This is a genomic window from Desulfovibrio sp., assembly GCF_041907885.1.
Taxonomy (GTDB): domain Bacteria; phylum Desulfobacterota; class Desulfovibrionia; order Desulfovibrionales; family Desulfovibrionaceae; genus Desulfovibrio.
In genome coordinates, this window is sequence record NZ_JAYRGM010000009.1 from 26,733 (window position 1) to 43,987 (window position 17,255).

Here is a 17,255-nt window from a genome sequence, read left to right on the forward strand (position 1 = left end):
AGTGGTTATAAGAACTCTCTGCATCCTTTTTTTAAGCATATCGTGCGCAGGCATGCTCTATGCCGTTTGCTATTCGCCCAGAATAGCGCGGTCAAAAGGCTATGCGGCCTTTCTGTTTTTGTTCATGTCCATATTCATGTACACCATCGGGTACATCTTTGAACTTTCTTCAAATACCGCTGAAACGATTTTTCTTTCCTTGAAAATCGAGTATCTCGGAGCACCGCTGGTGGCGGTGTTCTGGTTTATATTTGCCCTGCACTACAATAATTATTCCATAAAAAGCAAGACAGTGCTGGCGCTGTTATTTGTTGTTCCGGTCATTACTGCGGTGATGCTTTATACCAACGAATACCACCACTTTCATTACAAGACATTTATTGTGGATACCAACGGTCCATTCCCTGTGGCTGTAACGCAGAAGGGTTGGTGGTATTATGTCGATTTTGTTTACAAGATGTTTGTTGCCTTTGCAGGATTGGCGCTGTTTGCCGTTTCTTACGGCAAGGCCACTGGCTACCGCAAACGGCAGGCAAAAACCATCTTTATTGGTGCGCTGAGTCTCTGGGTTGGCAATTTGTTGCAGACTTTGGGCCTTGCCCCCTACGGAATAGACATTGAGCCCTTTATTCTCTCGGCAGCATTGCCCATGTGCAGTTTTGCCATGGCCCGGCTGCGCATGTTCGATCTTGTGCCCATAGCGCGCGACAAGGTTTTTAAAACCATGGGCGCCAGTGTTATTGTACTGGATGAGCGGCAAAGGGTAGTGGATTTCAACGACAGTGCTGTTTCCATTCTGCCTGCATTGTCGGATGATGCCGTGGGCAAGGATGTTGGTTTGCTGTTTCCAGAGCAAAGCTCGCTTGATATGGCAGCCCTGATGCAGAACGAAGAGGCCGAGATAAGCCTGCCTGTGGCGGGCGGCATGCGTTTTTACAGTGTTTCGTGCGCCAGGGTTGGTGATTCCGGCCTTGATTCTGGCCTGATTATTTCTCTCCATGACATTACCGAGAGCAAGGAGATGCTTGAAAAAATGCACCGCCTTGCCTCGCTGGATGCCTTGACCCAAGTGTACAGCCGCTGGTTTTTCATGGAGGCCTTTCAACGCGAGATTGAGCGCTGCAAGGTGGCTGGCGGTAGCCTGAGCCTGATACTGCTTGATATCGACCATTTCAAGCAGGTTAACGACAGGTACGGCCACCTCACCGGCGACAGTGTGTTGCGCACGGTGACGCGTATTTTGCGGCAAACGCTGGGTACGGAGGCCATGCTGGGGCGCTACGGCGGCGAGGAGTTTTCCATTTTGCTGTCAGGCGTGCAGCAGGGCGAGGCCGTTGCCATTGCCGAGAGCCTGCGCAGGGCGGCAGCCGGGGCACAAACTGCCTATGGTGAGATATCGGTGCGGGTGACTATCAGCCTGGGGGTGGCAGCGGCGGTTTTTTCGCCAGGTGCTGCCGGAGAACAGGAAAATGCCAAGATTTGCGATGCCCTCATTCTGGCGGCAGATACCGCCTTGTACAGCGCCAAGCAGGGCGGCCGAAACCGTGTGTGCTCTGCGGAACTGAGGTATGAATAAGAGAGTCGCTCCCTGCAATAAAATGCCCCGCTTGTACGGGGCATTTTAAATGGCGCTGTTTGCACCCGGCACTGCCGGGATTTTTTTGGTTTACAAAAAGATGGTCACAAGCATGTAGCTCATGAGCGTGCCACAGGTAATGCCGATGGCCCCAGGAATGATAAAGCTGTGGTTGATGATGAACCTGCCGATGCGCGTTGTGCCCGAACGGTCAAAGTTGATGCAGGCCAGATCGCTGGGGTAGGTGGGCAGAATAAAGTAGCCATAGCACATGGGCATAAAGGCCAGCAGCACCTTGGGCGGCAGGCCAAGGCTGAGCCCCAGCGGAACAACGGCGGCAAGTGCCGCAGCCTGGCTGTTTACCAGCTTGGACACGATGACCAGCACGATGGCGTATGTCCAGGGGTAGTCGGTCACCACCGCCGCAAGGTCGGTCTTGATGAGCTGAAGGTGGGCGTGAAAGAAGCTGTCTGTCATCCAGGCAACGCCAAAGACAGAGAATATGGCCACCATGCCAGCCTTGAACACGGCGCTGTTGGGAATGGCCTGCTGCTTGACCTTGCAGAACATGAGTATCATCGCGCCAGCAATAAGCATGACCATCTGGATGACAATGTTCATGGAGAGCGGCTGTGCCTTGCCCGCTGCACCAAAACTGGGCCGCAGCTCGGAGAACGCGCCGAGTATGACCACTGCGGCAATGGCGATAAAGAAGAAGATCACAGCCCGGTACGACTCCGGCGGAAACACCTTGTCCATCAGGGTGCTGCTGCCGCCGTATATGTAGGCTTTTGTTTCGGGATCTGCCAGTTTGGCCTGAAATTCCTCGTCTTTGTCCAGGTCTTTGCCACGGTGCATGGACCACAGACCCGCGCACAGCACGCCCACAAAGGTTGCCGGAATGGAAATAGCCAGCAGGGTGATGATGCTGATGGCCGGGCCAGCCCCCTGGCCCTGTGCCAGCATGGAAACCATGGAAACCACAGCCACCGAAACTGGCGAGGCGCAGATGCCGATCTGGGCAGAAACAGAGGCCACAGCCATGGGGCGTTCGGGGCGGATGCCCTTGTTGATGGCTATGTCGTAGATGATGGGAAACATGGTGTAGGCCACATGCCCCGTGCCGCACATAACTGTGAGGCCCCAGGTTGTGATGGGGGCCAGCAGGGTAATGTGCTCTGGGTGTTTGCGCAGCAGGCGTTCGGCGGCGCGCATGAGCACGTCAAGCCCGCCTGCTGTTTGCAGCGTAGAGGCGCAGCCAATAACCGCCAGAATGGTCAGCATGACATCGATGGGCGGTTTGCCCGGTTGCACATGAAAGACAAAGCACAGGATAAACAGGCCTATGCCGCTGATAAGGCCAAGCCCCATGCCGCCAAATCGCGTGCCGAGCAGAAGGCATCCCAGGATAACGCACAATTGCAGGGTCAGCATATGTTTTCCTTGCTGTTTGGGTTGCTGAGGCTACCGGTCGCAATCCTGCTGGAGGGCGCTACGCAAGGGGCCAGTTGCCTCTGATGCATTCTTTTGCGTAATGAAAACAGATTTTTCCGTCAGTTCCAATAGTAATTTTATGAAAAAGCGCAATTTTTGCTGCAAAAAAGTAAATAAAAAGGCGACCGCAAGAATATTTGCGGTCGCCTTTCGCGTTTAATAGTCGTTTGGTGTGTAAAAGATCAGTTACTCATTGTGCATTCAAACCGTAATTGCATGCGCATCAAATTGGGTTCTTTGCATGTCAGCGCGCAAAGCTATGCGTATTTGCTGCTGATTTCGTCCCCGGCCTTTTCCACTTCATCACGCATTTTGGCGCGTGCCTGCACGATGCGCTCGTTGAGCGCGGGGTCGGACACGGCCAGTATCTGGGCGGCCAACCATGCAGCGTTGCGGGCTCCTGCCTTGTCGGTGGCAACGGTGGCAACAGGGAAGCCGGGAGGCATCTGCACCGTTGCAAAAAGCGCGTCCATGCCGCACAGGGCAGCGCTGGAAACGGGAATGCCAATGACCGGGCGCGTAGTGCGGGCGGCAACCGCGCCAGCCAGGTGGGCAGCCATGCCCGCAGCGCAGATAAATACGCTCGTGCCTTCGGCCTCGTAGCGGCGCACCAGTTCTTCGGTGCGTTCGGGGGTGCGGTGCGCAGAGCTTACGGTAATAAAACAGCTCACGCCCAGGCTTTTAAGAACCTCAACGCAGGGGCTGACCTTTTCCTCATCAGATTTGGAACCCATCAAAATGACCACTTGCGGCATGGTGTCACCTTCCTGTCGTGTGGCGCAATGCGCCAGATATGCTTGCAATATGAGGGGTTACTTTCCGGCCAGGCGGCGGATGCCCTTTTCGCCAATGTCAGTACGGTGAAAGCCGCCCTGCATGCGAACCTTGGCAACTCCGGCGTAGGCAGCCTTTTGCGCTGCGGCCAGGCTGTCACCCAGTGCTGTCACACACAGAACGCGACCGCCGTTGGAAACCAGCGCTCCGTCCTTGAGGGCCGTGCCGCTGTGAAAAACCTTAACGCCGGGCAGGCTGTCAGCATCTTCAATGCCCTCAATGGGCAGGCCCTTGGCATACGAGCCAGGGTAGCCACTGGCCGTGATAACCACACCCAGAGCGGTCTGGCTGGTCTGTCCAAGGCTTGCGGGGTCAAGCTTGCCGCGTACGGCGTCCATCATGATGGCGGGCAGATCGCCGTCAAGCCGCATGAGCAGGGGCTGGCATTCTGGATCGCCAAAGCGCACGTTGTATTCAAGCACCTTGGGGCCGTCGGCGGTCATCATCAGGCCCGCGTACAGCACACCCACAAAGGGGTGGCCGTCCTTGGCCAGCTCTCGCAGGATGGGACGCACCGTAAGATCAGCCATTTCTTCCAGCATGTTGTCGGGCAATACCGGGGCGGGGCTGTATGCGCCCATGCCGCCGGTGTTGGGGCCCTCATCGTTGTCAAAAACCCGCTTGTGGTCCTGGGCCGAGGGCAGGGGCACGGCGCGCGTGCCGTCGCACACGCACAGGAAGGAGGCTTCTTCGCCAACCAGGCATTCTTCGACCACAACCAGATTGCCAGCATCGCCAAAGGCGCGCTCGGTCATGATTTCGTCGATGGCATCAAGCGCTTCCTGCACGGTCTGGGCGATGATGACGCCCTTGCCAGCCGCAAGGCCATCGGCCTTGATAACCAGGGGCGCGCCCACTTTGTTGATGTGGTCGCGGGCGGCCTGGGCCTCGCTGAAAACGGCGCAGTGGGCAGTGGGCACGTTGGCGCGGTTCATTATTTCCTTGGCAAAGGCCTTGCTGCCTTCAAGCCGGGCACCGTAGCCATCCGGGCCAAAGCTGGGAATACCGGCCTCGCGCATGCGGTCAACCACGCCCAGAGTCAGGGGCAGCTCCGGCCCGGGAATCACCAGATCAATGTGTTCCTTGCGGGCAAAAGCCAGCAGGCCATCCAGATCGTCCACAGCGATGGGTACGTTTACGGCCCCTTCGCTGCTTGTGCCGCCGTTGCCGGGCGCTACAAAAACAGCGCTGACTTCGGGGCTTTGCAGAATCTTCCAGACCAGGGCGTGTTCGCGGCCGCCAGAGCCGATCACAAGGATACGCATGCTTTACTCCAAAAACTTTTCCGTTTCAGTAATCTGGGGTTATAAAGCGGCAAAACCCAACGGGTTTTGCCGCTTGAAAGTGTTGCTACTGTCAACACGCCCGGAAATCAGGAGCAGGCTGCGGCTGTGCCGCGCCGTGGGCGTATGATTTCCGGGCCTTTCCGCCCGTCGGCAATGCCGACGCTGGCGGCGCAAACCCCGCGAAGCAGGGTTTGTCATCAGTATGTAAGAGCAAAACCCAAAGGGTTTTGCCGCTTGAGAGTGTTGCTACTGTCAACACGACCGGAAATCAGGAGCAGGCTGCGGCTGTGCCGCGCCGTGGGCGTATGATTTCCGTGCCTTTCCGCCCGTCGGCAATGCCGACGCTGGCGGCGCAAACCCCGCGAAGCAGGGTTTGTCATCAGTATGTGAGAGCAAAACCCAAAGGGTTTTGCCGCTTGAGAGTGTTGCGGCAGCGTGTGCCGCAGATAAAAACGGCCCCCCGCACTGGCGAGGGGCCGTTATCCCCTTAGTTGGGGCTTACTTCAAAGTCGCTCAGGTCAGCGGGTACGTTGGGGTTGGTGGCCGAAACGTCCAGCGGATAGGCGGTGACCATGCACTGGCGGCTGCCAATGCCAAGGTCGGGCGAGGTGTTGAGGCCCACGACCAGGTCGAGGATGCCGTCGTTGTTCACATCGCCAAGGTCAACTTCTGCCACAGAACCGCGAATGCGGCGGGTCTTCCACTTGAGGCCAAGGCCCACGCCGTCCCAGAACAGGGCGTGAACTTCGCCCTGCGGGAAGAAGCGGTAGCGGTCAAAGAACTGGGCAGCCGTAGAAATGGGCTTGTTGACCAGCAGGGTGTATTCGCCGGTGTTGCCGATGTCGGCGGCGATAAGGCGCATGGGGGCGTAGTACTTGCCGGGCAGCTGGTAGTTCTTGTCGATGCCGAGGCCGGGCATGCCCTTGTAGTGGTCCATGCCGGTGGCAGAACCAGAGTAGCGTTCCATGGTGGTGTGTACCAGCGTGTTGCCATGGCCCTGGAAGAGCTTGATGCGTTCGTCTTCGGTCAGCATGACAAGCTGTTCACCCTTGCCGTTTCTGCCAGCGGGCAGCCACACGCAGTTGAACACGGTCGCGCCCGTGGGCAGATCAATACGCGTGCCCAGGGTGTACTTGCCATCCTGCTTGTTCATGATGCGCACGCCGGGGGCAAAGAGCTTGAGCGAATCCCACGCCTGACCCACAAGGGTGGGGGCATAGGTGGGGGGCACGCGCATGACGCTCAGGAAGTAGGGCACGCGTTCAGCCACGGTGGTGAGCTTGTTGCCCTTGAAGCTGTAGATAAAGGAATAGGGGCGGTTGCTTGATTCTTCGGTGGTGGCAACCACAATCGCCATGCAGCGGTCGCGGTTGAGGTCGATGGCGCGCATGGAGAAGTTGTTGTTGGAGCGCGACACCACGGTTTCGGCAAGCAGCTTGAGCTGGCCGTTGGCGGGCCAGGTGTAGATGCGCAGATCGTGGTCGCTCAAGATGGCGATCTCGTTCTTGCCATCGCCGTTAAAGTCGCCCACGGCCATGTCAACCATGTTGTACGGCAGGCGCTGGGTGCGCAGGCGCGAACCGTCTTCGGCACCAGCACCCTGATAGCGGAACTGCGGGTTCAGGTACACCTGCTGCTGACCGGTCTCGTTGGTGACGATGTCGCCATTGGCGGTGGCACCACGGGGCGCACCGGAAGCAGTGGAGCCGGGGGTGCGCATTGCGCCGGAAATGCCAAAAACTTCCGTGCTCATGGCCGAGGTAAGGTTCTGCACGTTGGTGGTCAGTTCGCTTACCGGGCTCTGGGCGGTTTTGCTCCAGGTCTTGCCAGCCTTGTCAACGCTGTTGATGGTCACGGTGCAGTCATTGCCCATGACGCTCACAGAGCCCCAGATGGCATTGTCTGCGCCAGAAGAGCGCAGCGCCTGCTGGGCTTCTGCCTGGCTGGAGGCCTTGCCCTGTCCGGCGCGGGCTTCAAGCATGCCGGGGCGGTCAAGACGGCCCTGAATGGTGGCCGGCACGGCCTTGGAAAGATAGGCATAGCTCTGGGGGGCATTGACCGTAAACGGCAATACCACAGCGCTTTTTGCGGCGGCACTGACGGCGCTTGCGGCAACGGCCACGAGCAGCAGGCAGACCGAGAAAGTCAGTCGCATGGCGAATTTCATTCCATTCTCCTTGAGTATTCACGCAAATACCCGGTAAAGTACGGCCCTTGGGCCGTTGTGGCGACCAGCCGATACACGCAGACAAAAACCGTTGTCCGGCACGCCCGCACCCGCGCACTATACGCACACTTGTTGCGCCGCGCAATACACAAGAGCGTTGCCGGGGGCGGCATTGGGCATAAATTCCTTGCGGGATCGGCGCACTCTCCATATTATGCGCCCATGCCCAAGATTCTTTCGCGTTCTTTTCGCCTTGTGTGTACGCCAGAGCAGGTTTCCGGCGTGGAAGCCCTTTTGCGCGCTCAGGGCTATGACTTTGAGGCAGAGCCTTTTTCGCCCTATTGCCGCCGCCTTGTTGCCGAACCCCGGCCCCTTGGCGGTTCGCTGGCGGCATTTTTTGGCTACATCTATATTCAGGACCGCTCATCCATGCTGCCCCCGCTCGCCCTGGCCCCCGCACCGGGCAGCGCGGCGCTCGACATGTGTGCAAGCCCCGGAAGTAAAACGGGATTTCTTGCGCAGCTGGTAGGCCCTACTGGTTTTGTGCTTGGCAACGAGCCTTCGCCAACGCGCCTCGGCACGCTGCGGGCCAATCTGCACCAGCTCAATCTCATACAGGCCGCCACATGTTCGTACAGCGGTGATGCCCTGCCCTTACGGCCCGGCTCATGGGACAATATCCTGCTTGATCCCCCGTGCTCTGGCTGGGGCACGGCAGAAAAGCATCCCCAGGTGCTCAAGCTCTGGCAGGGTGACAAGCTCGATAGCCTCACCGGCCTGCAAAGACGGCTGTTGCGCCACGCGGCCTCGCTGCTGCGCCCCGGCGGCAGGCTGGTCTATTCCACCTGCACGACCAATGTGGATGAGAACGAGGCACAGGTGCGTTTTGCCGAGCAGGAACTGGGGTTGGAAAGAGTACACCTTGAACCCTTTGACGGTTTTGTGTGGGAAGAACTGCCAGGGGGCGAGGGCACACTGCGTGTGGACGGCGAGCGCTCGCAGGCCCAGGGTTTTTATGTGGCCCTGCTGCGCAAACCGGGTCAGCCGCAGACAGCGGATATTTTTGCGGATGCCGCGCTTTTGAACGAAGGCGCGCAAGCCGCAGCCGATCCCTACAGCAGCGGGCGCAACGACCTGTGGGCAGGCCCGCGCGGGGGCAAATCGGGCGGGCGCAGCCGGGGCGGCAATCCTGCACGTCAGGGCGAGCGCCCCATGGGCAGCCCTCTGCCGATGGAAAGCCTTGCAGGCACAACCTGTGATCCCGCCCTGTTACCGCCGGGGCAGGCCGTGCTGTACGGCGAACACGTGCGCTTTGTGCCTCCCCACGCATCTGCCCTGATTCCAGCCAGTTGTGTGTGGCAGGGAGCCCTGCTCGGCAAGCTTGGCGGCGGGCTGCTTGATGCCGCACCGCGTCTGCGTGTGCTTATGCCCCACAAGGCTGATGATGCCGCAGCCGCCAGCCTTGTGCTGGAAGATGTGGCCGACATTACGGCCCTGTTGAGCGGCCAGAGCCGCCAGACCGGGCTTGCCGGGCGCGATACCGCCCTGTGGTGGCGCAGCCTGCCCCTGGGGCGGGTGGTGCTCAAGCAGGGCAGGGTTGTGGCCAGCTTCAAATAAATATGGCAGGGCGGTGGATCAACTCACCGCCCTACCTGTTTTTATAGCCTGTCCGTCTTTTCAGTTTTTGCCAGTGGCCAGCATGCGGCGGCCCCAAACCGCCTGCCCCAGCGAAAGCCCGCCGTCACCGGGGGGCAGCTCGTGGTGGGTCAGGGCGGCGAGCCCCTGTTCGGCAAGGGCCAGCGGCAGCAGCCGCGCCAGCGTGGCGTTTTGCATGACGCCGCCGCTCAGGCCTACAGCGCTCACGCCCAGTTTGCGGGCGGCCCGGCCAGCCATGGCTGCCAGCGCCCGCGCAAGGCTCAGATGAAAACGTGCCGCCATTTCGCCTGTATCCATGCCCTGCGCCTGCGCCTGTACCACATGGGCAAACAGTCCCGCGCTGTCCATTTCAAGCAAGTCCTGCCTGCTGGCAATGCCCACAGGCCAGACCAGCTGGGGCACACGTTTGCCGCTGGCTTTACCCTCAAGGGCCTCTCTTACAGAATCAGCCGCCCTGTTTGCGGCGTCCTCCAGCCGTATGGCCGCCTGCCCTTCGTATGTGGTGTTCAGGCACAGGCCCAGTTGGGCGGCCACAGCGTCAAAGAGCCTGCCACAGCTGGATGTGGTGGGGCAGTTGATATTGCGCCGCAGCATTTCCGCCACAGCGGCAGAGGCCTGGGCATTGTCGGGCTGTGACGGATGCAGCCAGGGATGTTGCGGCGGAAGGGGTTGACCCTCCTGCTCACAAAGCGCGTGCAGGGCCTGCGCTATGCGCCAGGGTTGGCGAGTGGCGGCGTCGCCGCCCGGCAGGGCAAAGGGGGCAAGGCGGCCCAGCCTTTGCCAGCGCGGTTGTTCAAGTTCCATGAACAACAGTTCGCCGCCCCAAACAGTGCCGTCGTCGCCAAGGCCTGTGCCGTCAAGGCAGAGCGCCAGCGCCGGGCCGTAGTGGCTGTTTTCTGCCAGCACGGCGGCGGCATGGGCGGCGTGGTGCTGCAAGCGCCACAGGGGTATGCCCTCGCGCTGGGAGCGGGCTTCTGCGTAGCGGGTGGAAAGAAAATCAGGATGCGCGTCACACACCAGCGCCCTTGGCCGCACCTCAAGCAGGCTTTCGAGGTGGGCGGCAACTTCTTCATAAAAAGCCAGGGTGGCGGGGTTTTCCAGATCGCCGATGTGCTGGCCCACAAAGGCCTCGCGTCCGCGCGTCAGGCATATGGTTGTTTTGAGCTCTGCCCCGGTTCCCAGCACGCAGGGGGCGTCCTGTTCCGACTGCGGCAAAAAAACCGGGCGGGGCACATACCCACGCGCACGCCGGTAGAACAGCGGTTCAGAAAGCAGATTTGCATCAGCCGGTGGGGGGATTGCCGCAGTATCTGCCGTGGCTGGCCCAACGGCAGGCAGGCGCGGTTGCAGGGTGACCACACTGTCGTCCACGCGCACCAGAATGTCGCGGTCGTGCAAAAGCCAGGCATCGGCCAGATGTTCCAGCCGGTTCAGGGCTTCGCGGTTGCCCAGGCAGATGGGTTCCCCCCCCGCGTTGGCCGAGGTCATGACCAGCACCGGCGGCAGGGCGCTGCATTCGGCCAGTCTGTCAAAAAGCACGGCGTGCAGGGGCGTGTAGGGCAGCATGATGCCCACCTTGCCCGTATCGGGGGCCACCTCTGGCGGCAGCCACCCAGGGCTGCACGGGGCAGGCTCTGGCATATGGCGCGGGCAGAGGACAACGGGTTTTTCCGGGCTTTGCAGCAGGGCCTCGTGCTCCGGGGCCAGGGCGCACAGGGCGCGGGCCGTGGCAAGGTCGCCCACCATGAGGGCCAGGGGTTTGTGGGGGCGGTTTTTGCGCCGCCGCAGTTCTTGCAGGCTTTGTGCGTTGCGCGCGTCGCAGGCCAGCTGAAAACCCCCCAGACCCTTGAGTGCGAGAATTTTGCCGTCAGCCAGGGTTTGCACTGCCCGTTCAAGGGCATGGCGCATGGTGTCATCGGTGGGGCCGGTATGCGCCGCGCGGGCCGCCCCATCCACAAACCACAGGCGCGGGCCGCAGGCGGGGCAGGCAACAGGCTGGGCATGAAAGCGCCTGTCGGCGGGATTGGCATACTCTGCGGCGCACTGAGGGCAGAGCGGAAAGCAGCTCATGGAAGTAACAGCGCGGTCGTAGGGAATGGAACGCGTGATGGTGTAACGCGGGCCGCAGTTGGTGCAGTTGGTAAAGGCGTAGCGGTAGCGGGGGTTGGCCGGATCGTGCATGTCGGCCAGGCAGTCGGCGCACACGCCCATGTCGGGGCTAACAAGCACACTGTGCCCGGCCTCGCCAGAGCTGGGAACAATGCGAAAGCCCGATTCGTCTTCCACCGTGGGCATGTCGTGTTCCACCACGCCTGTGAGACGGGCCAGCGGGGGCAGTTCTGCCCGCAGGCGGCAGCCAAAGCGTTGCACTTCTTCTGCCGGGCCTTGCAGCTCCATGCGCACACCCTCAGAGGTATTGCCCACAGTGCCGGAGAGTGCTCCCTCGGCGGCAAGACGGTAGACAAAGGGGCGAAAACCCACGCCCTGCACCTGCCCGGAGGCCACAAAGGCCCTTCTGACCAATAGTTGCTTGCTCATGCCCAAGCATAGCGCAAAGAGGCAAATGTGTCAGCATGGCGACTGTGCGGGCGCTCAACAGTGCATGATTGCTTGCGAGGGTACGGGGTTTTCGGTATTTAGTGGGTTGCCTGCCGTCAAGGTGATCTTGCCAGTGCGGCATCCAACCCGGCAAATCCGGCAATCAGGAGTGTCTATGCCCCCCGTGCGTACCATTGGTTCCCGCATCCGTGGATTCCGCGAAGAGCGTGAAGTGGATCTGCAAACTCTTTCCCAGAATACGGGCCTTTCAGAAGACTATCTTGAAAAGCTGGAATCTGACGCGATCTACCCCTGTATCGGACCCCTGCAAAAGGTGGCCCGCGCCCTGGGCGTGCGTCTTGGCACGTTTCTGGACGACCAGTTTTCGCGCGATCCTGTGGTGAGCAGCATCAATTCCGAGGCCGAAGCAGACGAAGCCCTGCACACGGGCCGTGTGCCCCGCCCCAGCTACACCTACCATGCGCTGGCCAAGGGCAAGAACGACCGCAACATGGAGCCCTTCCACATCTGCATTTATCCCGACAGCGGCGAACGCAAGACCACCTCGCATCAGGGCGAGGAGTTTATCTGCGTGCTCAAGGGCGAGCTGCTTGTGGTCTACGGGCGTGAAACCCGCGTGCTCAAGCCCGGCGAAACCATCTATTACAATTCCATTGTGCCGCACTATGTGGGTGCGGCGGGCGATGAGCCCGTGGAATTTCTGGCCGTGACGTACAATCCTTAAGGCGCGCGTAAAGCCCTTCAGGCCGCAAAACAGGCTACCAGCGGCGCAACCGCCGCCGCACGTCTTTGGGAGGATGCATGGAAGAAAAAGTTCGCGAGCGTCAGGCGCAGTTTGAACTGCGCGAATGGACATTGGGGCAGGTGCTCGACCACACGGTTGCGCGTTTTCCCGACAATGAGGCACTGGTGTACCCTGACCGCAACTACCGCCAGACCTGGAGCGAATTTGGCGCTCTGGTAGACGACTTCGCCAAGGGGCTGATGGCGCTTGGCGTGCAGAAGGGCGAAAAAGTGGCGGTGTGGGCCACCAACGTACCGTACTGGGTGGCCTTGCAGTTTGCCACGGCAAAAATCGGCGCGGTGCTCATTACGGTAAACACCAATTACCGGGAGCACGAGCTGCGCTATCTGCTCACGCATTCCGAATGTGAAAATATTTTTCTTATCGACAGCGTGCGCGACCACGACTATCTGGACACGCTGTACCGTATTGCGCCAGAGCTGCGTTTGCAGTCGCGTGACCGGCTTGTGTGCAAAAGCCTGCCGCACCTCAAGCGCGTGTGTTTTCTGGGGGCCGAAAAGCACCGGGGCATGTACTCCGTGCCTGAGATCCTCTCGCTCTCCGTCATGGTGGACGACACGGAATACGCGGCCCGTCAGGCCCAGTTGCAGCCGTGGGATGTCATCAACATGCAGTACACCTCGGGAACCACGGGTTTTCCGCGCGGTGTCATGCTTACCCATGTGGGCGTGGGCCTCAACGGCTACTGGATTGGCCGCCACCAGAATTTTGGCCCCAACGACCGGGTGTGCCTGCCCGTGCCGCTGTTCCACTGTTTTGGCTGCGTGCTTGGCGTTTCGGCTGCCGTAAACCACGGTGCCACCATGGTCATTCTTGAATCGTTCAATGCCCTCAAGGTGCTGGCCGCGCTCGACAGCGAGCGCTGCACCGCCGTGTACGGCGTGCCCACCATGTTTTTGGCCGAGCTGGAGCACCCGTTGTTCAAGCGCTTTGACCTTTCGAACATGCGCACGGGCATCATGGCGGGCTCGGTTTGCCCAGAGCCGCTCATGCGTCGCGTGGTCGAAGACATGAACATGAAGGAAATTACCATCTGCTACGGCCTTACCGAGGCCTCGCCGGTGATGACCCAGTCGGATATCCACGATCCGCTGCCGCTGCGGTGCGAAACCGTGGGCTGCGCCATGCCCGGTATTGAAGTGCGCGTGGGCGACCCCGAAACCTGCGAGGAACTGCCGCGCGGCGAGGTGGGCGAAATTCTGTGTCGTGGCTACAACGTGATGAAGGGCTATTACAATATGCCCGACCACACGGCCAAGGCCATCAGCCCCGATGGCTGGCTGCACTCCGGCGACCTTGGCGTCATGGATGAAAACGGCTATCTGCGGGTGACAGGACGCATCAAGGACATGATCATTCGCGGCGGTGAAAACGTTTATCCCCGTGAAGTGGAAGAATTCCTTCTGGGCATGCCCGGCATCCTGGATGTGCAGGTGGTGGCCGTTCCCAGCCGCAAGTACGGCGAGGAAGTGGGCGCGTTCATCATTCCCCGCCCCGGTGTGGAAGTGCTGCCCGAAGACGTGCGCGACTATTGTCGCGGCAAGGTTTCGTGGTTCAAGATTCCCAAATACATTACGACAGTAACGGGTTTTCCGCTTACAGCCAGCGGCAAGATCCAGAAGTTCAAGCTGCGCGAAATGGCAGCCGAGCTCTGGCCAGAGCCCATGCAGCGCTGATTCTGGCGGCCATGCCCTGCTGAGCGCGGGGTGTGGCCGCAACCATTTTGGGGCAGGGCCCCAGGGGGTGTACATGCTGCTCAACGCCGTTTTGTGCGTGTGGAACGAGGGGGATGTTATTGCCGCCACGGTCAGGCATGCCCTGGCCCAGGGCTGTTCCAATGTATTTATTGTGGACAACGCCAGCTCGGACAACACGGTTGCCGCCGCAGTGGAAGCCGGGGCCGTGCTTGCGGCCTCGTTTGACAGCAAGTATTTTAACGAAGACCTCAAGGTTACCTACCTCAACGAGGTGGTACGGCGCTGGAACGCGCAGCACGATCCCGAACAGGTCTGGTGGCTTTTTGCCGATGCCGACGAATTTCCGGCCCTGAACTGCGGCCTGCGCCTTGTGGATTTTCTGGATCAGCTGGATCAGGCCGTGCGCGGTGTGCAGGGGCATTTGTACGACCATCTGCCCACGCACCAGCCCTATTTGGCCGCAGGGCGGCATCCGGCAGATTTCATGCCCCTGTGCGCAGGGGCCGGGGGCAGCAAGTTGCCCCTGCTGCGCTATGACAGGGGGCATCCCCACCTGTGGTCCATCGGCGGCGCGCACGATGTGGTGACTCATGGCGAGGTGCTGCCCGTGGTGCAGGGGGCCCTGCATATCCACCACTTTCCTCACCGAAAGCCCGAAAATACCTTTGCCCGCCTGAAAAAGCTTGTTTTTCGCAACGACGACGGCACAAGCCGCACCGACTGGCACGACAATTTTTTAAAGCAGGTGGGGGCGAATGTTTCGCAGTACAATACCCGCCATGCCGAGCTTGTGCAGCTTTACAGCGCCAACCTGGGCAAGGCGCTGCTCTGCGCTGCGCTGCCCTATGATTTTAAAAGACTTGTACGTTGGTACGATGCCTACGACGACGCGGCCTTTGCCGCGCAGCCTCTGGAGCAGGCCCTGGGCAGGGCTGTGTACTATTTCTTTATGCGCGAGTATGATATTGCCCTGTGCAGGTTCAACGACGCGCTTGATGTGTGCGACGATGCAGAAAGCCGTCAGCGTATCATGGTTAAAATGGCAGAATGCCTGGCGTATTCTTCTGCGGAAGAAGCGCGCGCACTGCTGATGCCCCTTTTGCGGCAGGGCAGCCCCGCCGTGAGGGAATACATAAGTGCCAGCTGCGGGCATGTTCTTGCAGGGCAGGCCCCGCTGCCCGCCCCGGGCGACAGCCCGGCAACCGCCAGAATAGGCGCGTGCCAGAGTGTGTTTCCCGATGGCGTTGCCCAGGGGTACGCCGCCATGGCCGCAGAAATCGCCGGCAACTTCCGCCCCTTTTCTTCCTGACCGGGCTATGCCCGACACAACCGCAATCAATGTAAAGAGCATTCATGAGCAATCAAGATTTTTCTCTGAGTTCCGAAGCGCCCCTCTCCATGGCTGGTCAGGGTGAGACAATAAAAATGGACGATATACAATCCGCGCCCGAATCAAAGCCCGCAGCTGCGGCCAGCGCCGCCGCCAGTACTGTGGCCGCCAGTGCGGGGTCTGGCGGTTCATCGGGCTGCGCCTGCCCGCTGGCGCAGGTTCCCGCCACGGTGTGGAAGGAGCTGTTGCGCCGTCCTTTTCGCAAGCGGCATCCCATAATTTTCTGGGGTCTGATAGTGCTGCTGGCCGTGGGCATTGGCCTGTTTGGGGCCGCCATTGGCAGCAACGGGCTCATGGGCGGCCAGCGCATTGCCCTGGTCTCTGTTTCAGGCCCCATCATGGATGCGGAGTCCACGCTGGAGTGGATTCGCAAGATCGAGCGCGATCCTTCTGTGGCGGGTGTGTTGCTGCGGGTGGATTCGCCCGGCGGCGGCGCGGCGGCCTCGCAGGAGCTGTACAATGCTCTGGCGGCACTGGCCAGCAAAAAGCCCATGGCCGTGAGCATGGGTTCGCTGGCCGCCTCTGGCGGGCTGATGGTAAGCATGGCGGGTTCGCGCGTGTTTGCCAATGCCTCCACGGTTACGGGTTCCATTGGCGTGCGCATGGATATTCCGCAATTGCAGGGTCTTTTGGGCAAGATCGGCGTGGGGCAGGAAACCATAACCACCGCGCCCTTCAAGGACGCCGGTTCGTACATGCGGCCCCTGAACCCCGATCAGCGCGAGTATTTTAAAAAAGTGCTCGACGACATGCACCAGCAATTTGTGGATATTGTGGCCCAGGGCCGCCATATGGAGCATGCGCGGGCAGCGGCGCTTGCCACCGGCAAAATATTTACCGGGCGCGAGGCCGTGCAGCTGGGCCTGGTTGACGAAATTGGCGGGCAGGAATCGGCCCTGGCGTGGCTTTCTGCCCAGTGCGGCGTACCAGTGGAGCGCAAGTTGCTGTCACGCCCCAAGGAGGGCAACTGGCTGCCGCGTGGCCTCAAAACCATGCTGGGCATTGATTTGAGCGCCTTGGGCAGCTTGAGCGCCAACCAGCCGGTATTTCTCTACCAGTTTTAGCGCAGGCAGCGCCCACAGGGCGAAGGTTGTCATCTGTCAGGGGCGGCTGTTGTAGACAGCCGCCCCTGCTTGTGCAAAAATACACCCCGAAAAATTCACGCGCTTTGCGCGGTTGTTTTAAGGAGTCATTGTCAATGAGATATGCGCTGTTGGGTTCCTTGATGGCCTGTGTGCTGTTGTCGGGCCTGTGCGGAGTGGCGGTGGCGGCAGAGAAGAAATTTAACCATTACAGCATTGATCTGCCCGGCAAGTGTACTGCCACGGAAAAGGAAGGCATTGTAACGGTTACGTGCGGGCAGGATTCCTTTTTTTCCATAGGAATTTTTTCGCGTGCAGAAACGGGCAATCTTTCTGCCCGGCAGTTTGCCGAAAAGCAGTCGGCCCGGCTTAAGGGCACTGCCCCCGCCAAGGCCGATGACGGCGGCGGCTGGACGTTCCAGGCCATGTCTGGCCGGGTAAAAACCCATGCGGACGTGTCCACCGAGGGCGACCTGACCATGCTGTTTATCAGTGATGTGAGCGACAAGGACTGGCCCGAAGCCTTGCAGAAGGCCTATGATTCGCTGCGCGGCGCAGATGATGTGGCCGACGCCTTGATCCAGAAATCGCTTTTTGAGCGTGAATAGGCCAGTTGCCTGGTAAAATATCAAAAAAACTGCCCCGCTGGCTTGTCCGGTGGGGCTTTTTGATTTGGTCTTGCAGCTGTGTATTGGCGGCTGTGTTCTGG

Annotated in this window: 12 protein-coding genes; 7 read left to right on the top strand and 5 right to left on the bottom strand. The window is 60.2% G+C overall.

The window, feature by feature from the left end; genetic code table 11:
- The first annotated feature begins 1 nt into the window (after position 1).
- A complete protein-coding gene (locus ACE3NW_RS06700) occupies positions 2–1,576 on the top strand; it encodes a histidine kinase N-terminal 7TM domain-containing protein (RefSeq protein WP_374281685.1) in 1,575 nt (524 codons plus the stop codon).
- A 90-nt stretch (positions 1,577–1,666) separates the two neighbouring features.
- Here ACE3NW_RS06700 and ACE3NW_RS06705 read toward each other — a convergent pair whose 3' ends face one another.
- From ACE3NW_RS06705 to ACE3NW_RS06720, 4 genes are all read right to left on the bottom strand, one after another.
- The gene (locus ACE3NW_RS06705) at positions 1,667–3,010 is read right to left on the bottom strand and encodes an anaerobic C4-dicarboxylate transporter (RefSeq protein ID WP_374281687.1); all 1,344 of its coding nucleotides are present in this window, start codon (positions 3,008–3,010) and stop codon (positions 1,667–1,669) included.
- 317 nt (positions 3,011–3,327) lie between these two features.
- Positions 3,328–3,825: a 5-(carboxyamino)imidazole ribonucleotide mutase gene (gene purE, locus ACE3NW_RS06710; RefSeq protein ID WP_374281689.1), complete on the bottom strand. Its 498-nt coding sequence runs from the start codon at positions 3,823–3,825 to the stop codon at positions 3,328–3,330.
- Positions 3,826–3,882: 57 nt separating this feature from the next.
- The gene (gene purD / locus ACE3NW_RS06715) at positions 3,883–5,169 is read right to left on the bottom strand and encodes a phosphoribosylamine--glycine ligase (protein WP_374281691.1); all 1,287 of its coding nucleotides are present in this window, start codon (positions 5,167–5,169) and stop codon (positions 3,883–3,885) included.
- Between the two features lie 508 nt (positions 5,170–5,677).
- Complete coding sequence (locus tag ACE3NW_RS06720; RefSeq protein WP_374281693.1) at positions 5,678–7,357, bottom strand: FG-GAP repeat domain-containing protein; 1,680 nt, start codon at positions 7,355–7,357, stop codon at positions 5,678–5,680.
- Positions 7,358–7,579: 222 nt separating this feature from the next.
- On the opposite strand from ACE3NW_RS06720, the gene ACE3NW_RS06725 reads away from it, so the two are divergent.
- Positions 7,580–8,974: an RsmB/NOP family class I SAM-dependent RNA methyltransferase gene (locus ACE3NW_RS06725; RefSeq protein ID WP_374281695.1), complete on the top strand. Its 1,395-nt coding sequence runs from the start codon at positions 7,580–7,582 to the stop codon at positions 8,972–8,974.
- Between the two features lie 60 nt (positions 8,975–9,034).
- Here ACE3NW_RS06725 and ACE3NW_RS06730 read toward each other — a convergent pair whose 3' ends face one another.
- Positions 9,035–11,551 carry a carbamoyltransferase HypF gene (locus ACE3NW_RS06730; protein WP_374281697.1) on the bottom strand — a complete coding sequence of 839 codons (2,517 nt, stop codon included), beginning with the start codon at positions 11,549–11,551 and terminating at the stop codon, positions 9,035–9,037.
- Between the two features lie 175 nt (positions 11,552–11,726).
- Between ACE3NW_RS06730 and ACE3NW_RS06735 the strand changes: the two genes are divergently transcribed.
- The 5 genes from ACE3NW_RS06735 (at position 11,727) to ACE3NW_RS06755 (ending at position 17,154) form a co-directional block, all read left to right on the top strand.
- Positions 11,727–12,296: a helix-turn-helix domain-containing protein gene (locus ACE3NW_RS06735; protein ID WP_374281699.1), complete on the top strand. Its 570-nt coding sequence runs from the start codon at positions 11,727–11,729 to the stop codon at positions 12,294–12,296.
- Between the two features lie 77 nt (positions 12,297–12,373).
- Positions 12,374–14,053, top strand: coding sequence for an AMP-binding protein (locus tag ACE3NW_RS06740; RefSeq protein WP_374281701.1), 1,680 nt, complete (start codon positions 12,374–12,376; stop codon positions 14,051–14,053).
- Between the two features lie 73 nt (positions 14,054–14,126).
- Positions 14,127–15,383, top strand: coding sequence for a glycosyltransferase family 2 protein (locus ACE3NW_RS06745; RefSeq protein WP_374281703.1), 1,257 nt, complete (start codon positions 14,127–14,129; stop codon positions 15,381–15,383).
- A gap of 44 nt (positions 15,384–15,427) precedes the next feature.
- Positions 15,428–16,528, top strand: coding sequence for a signal peptide peptidase SppA (gene sppA, locus ACE3NW_RS06750; RefSeq protein WP_374281705.1), 1,101 nt, complete (start codon positions 15,428–15,430; stop codon positions 16,526–16,528).
- A 134-nt stretch (positions 16,529–16,662) separates the two neighbouring features.
- Positions 16,663–17,154, top strand: a complete 492-nt coding sequence (locus ACE3NW_RS06755; RefSeq protein WP_374281707.1) for a hypothetical protein — start codon at positions 16,663–16,665, stop codon at positions 17,152–17,154.
- Positions 17,155–17,255: the final 101 nt, after the last annotated feature.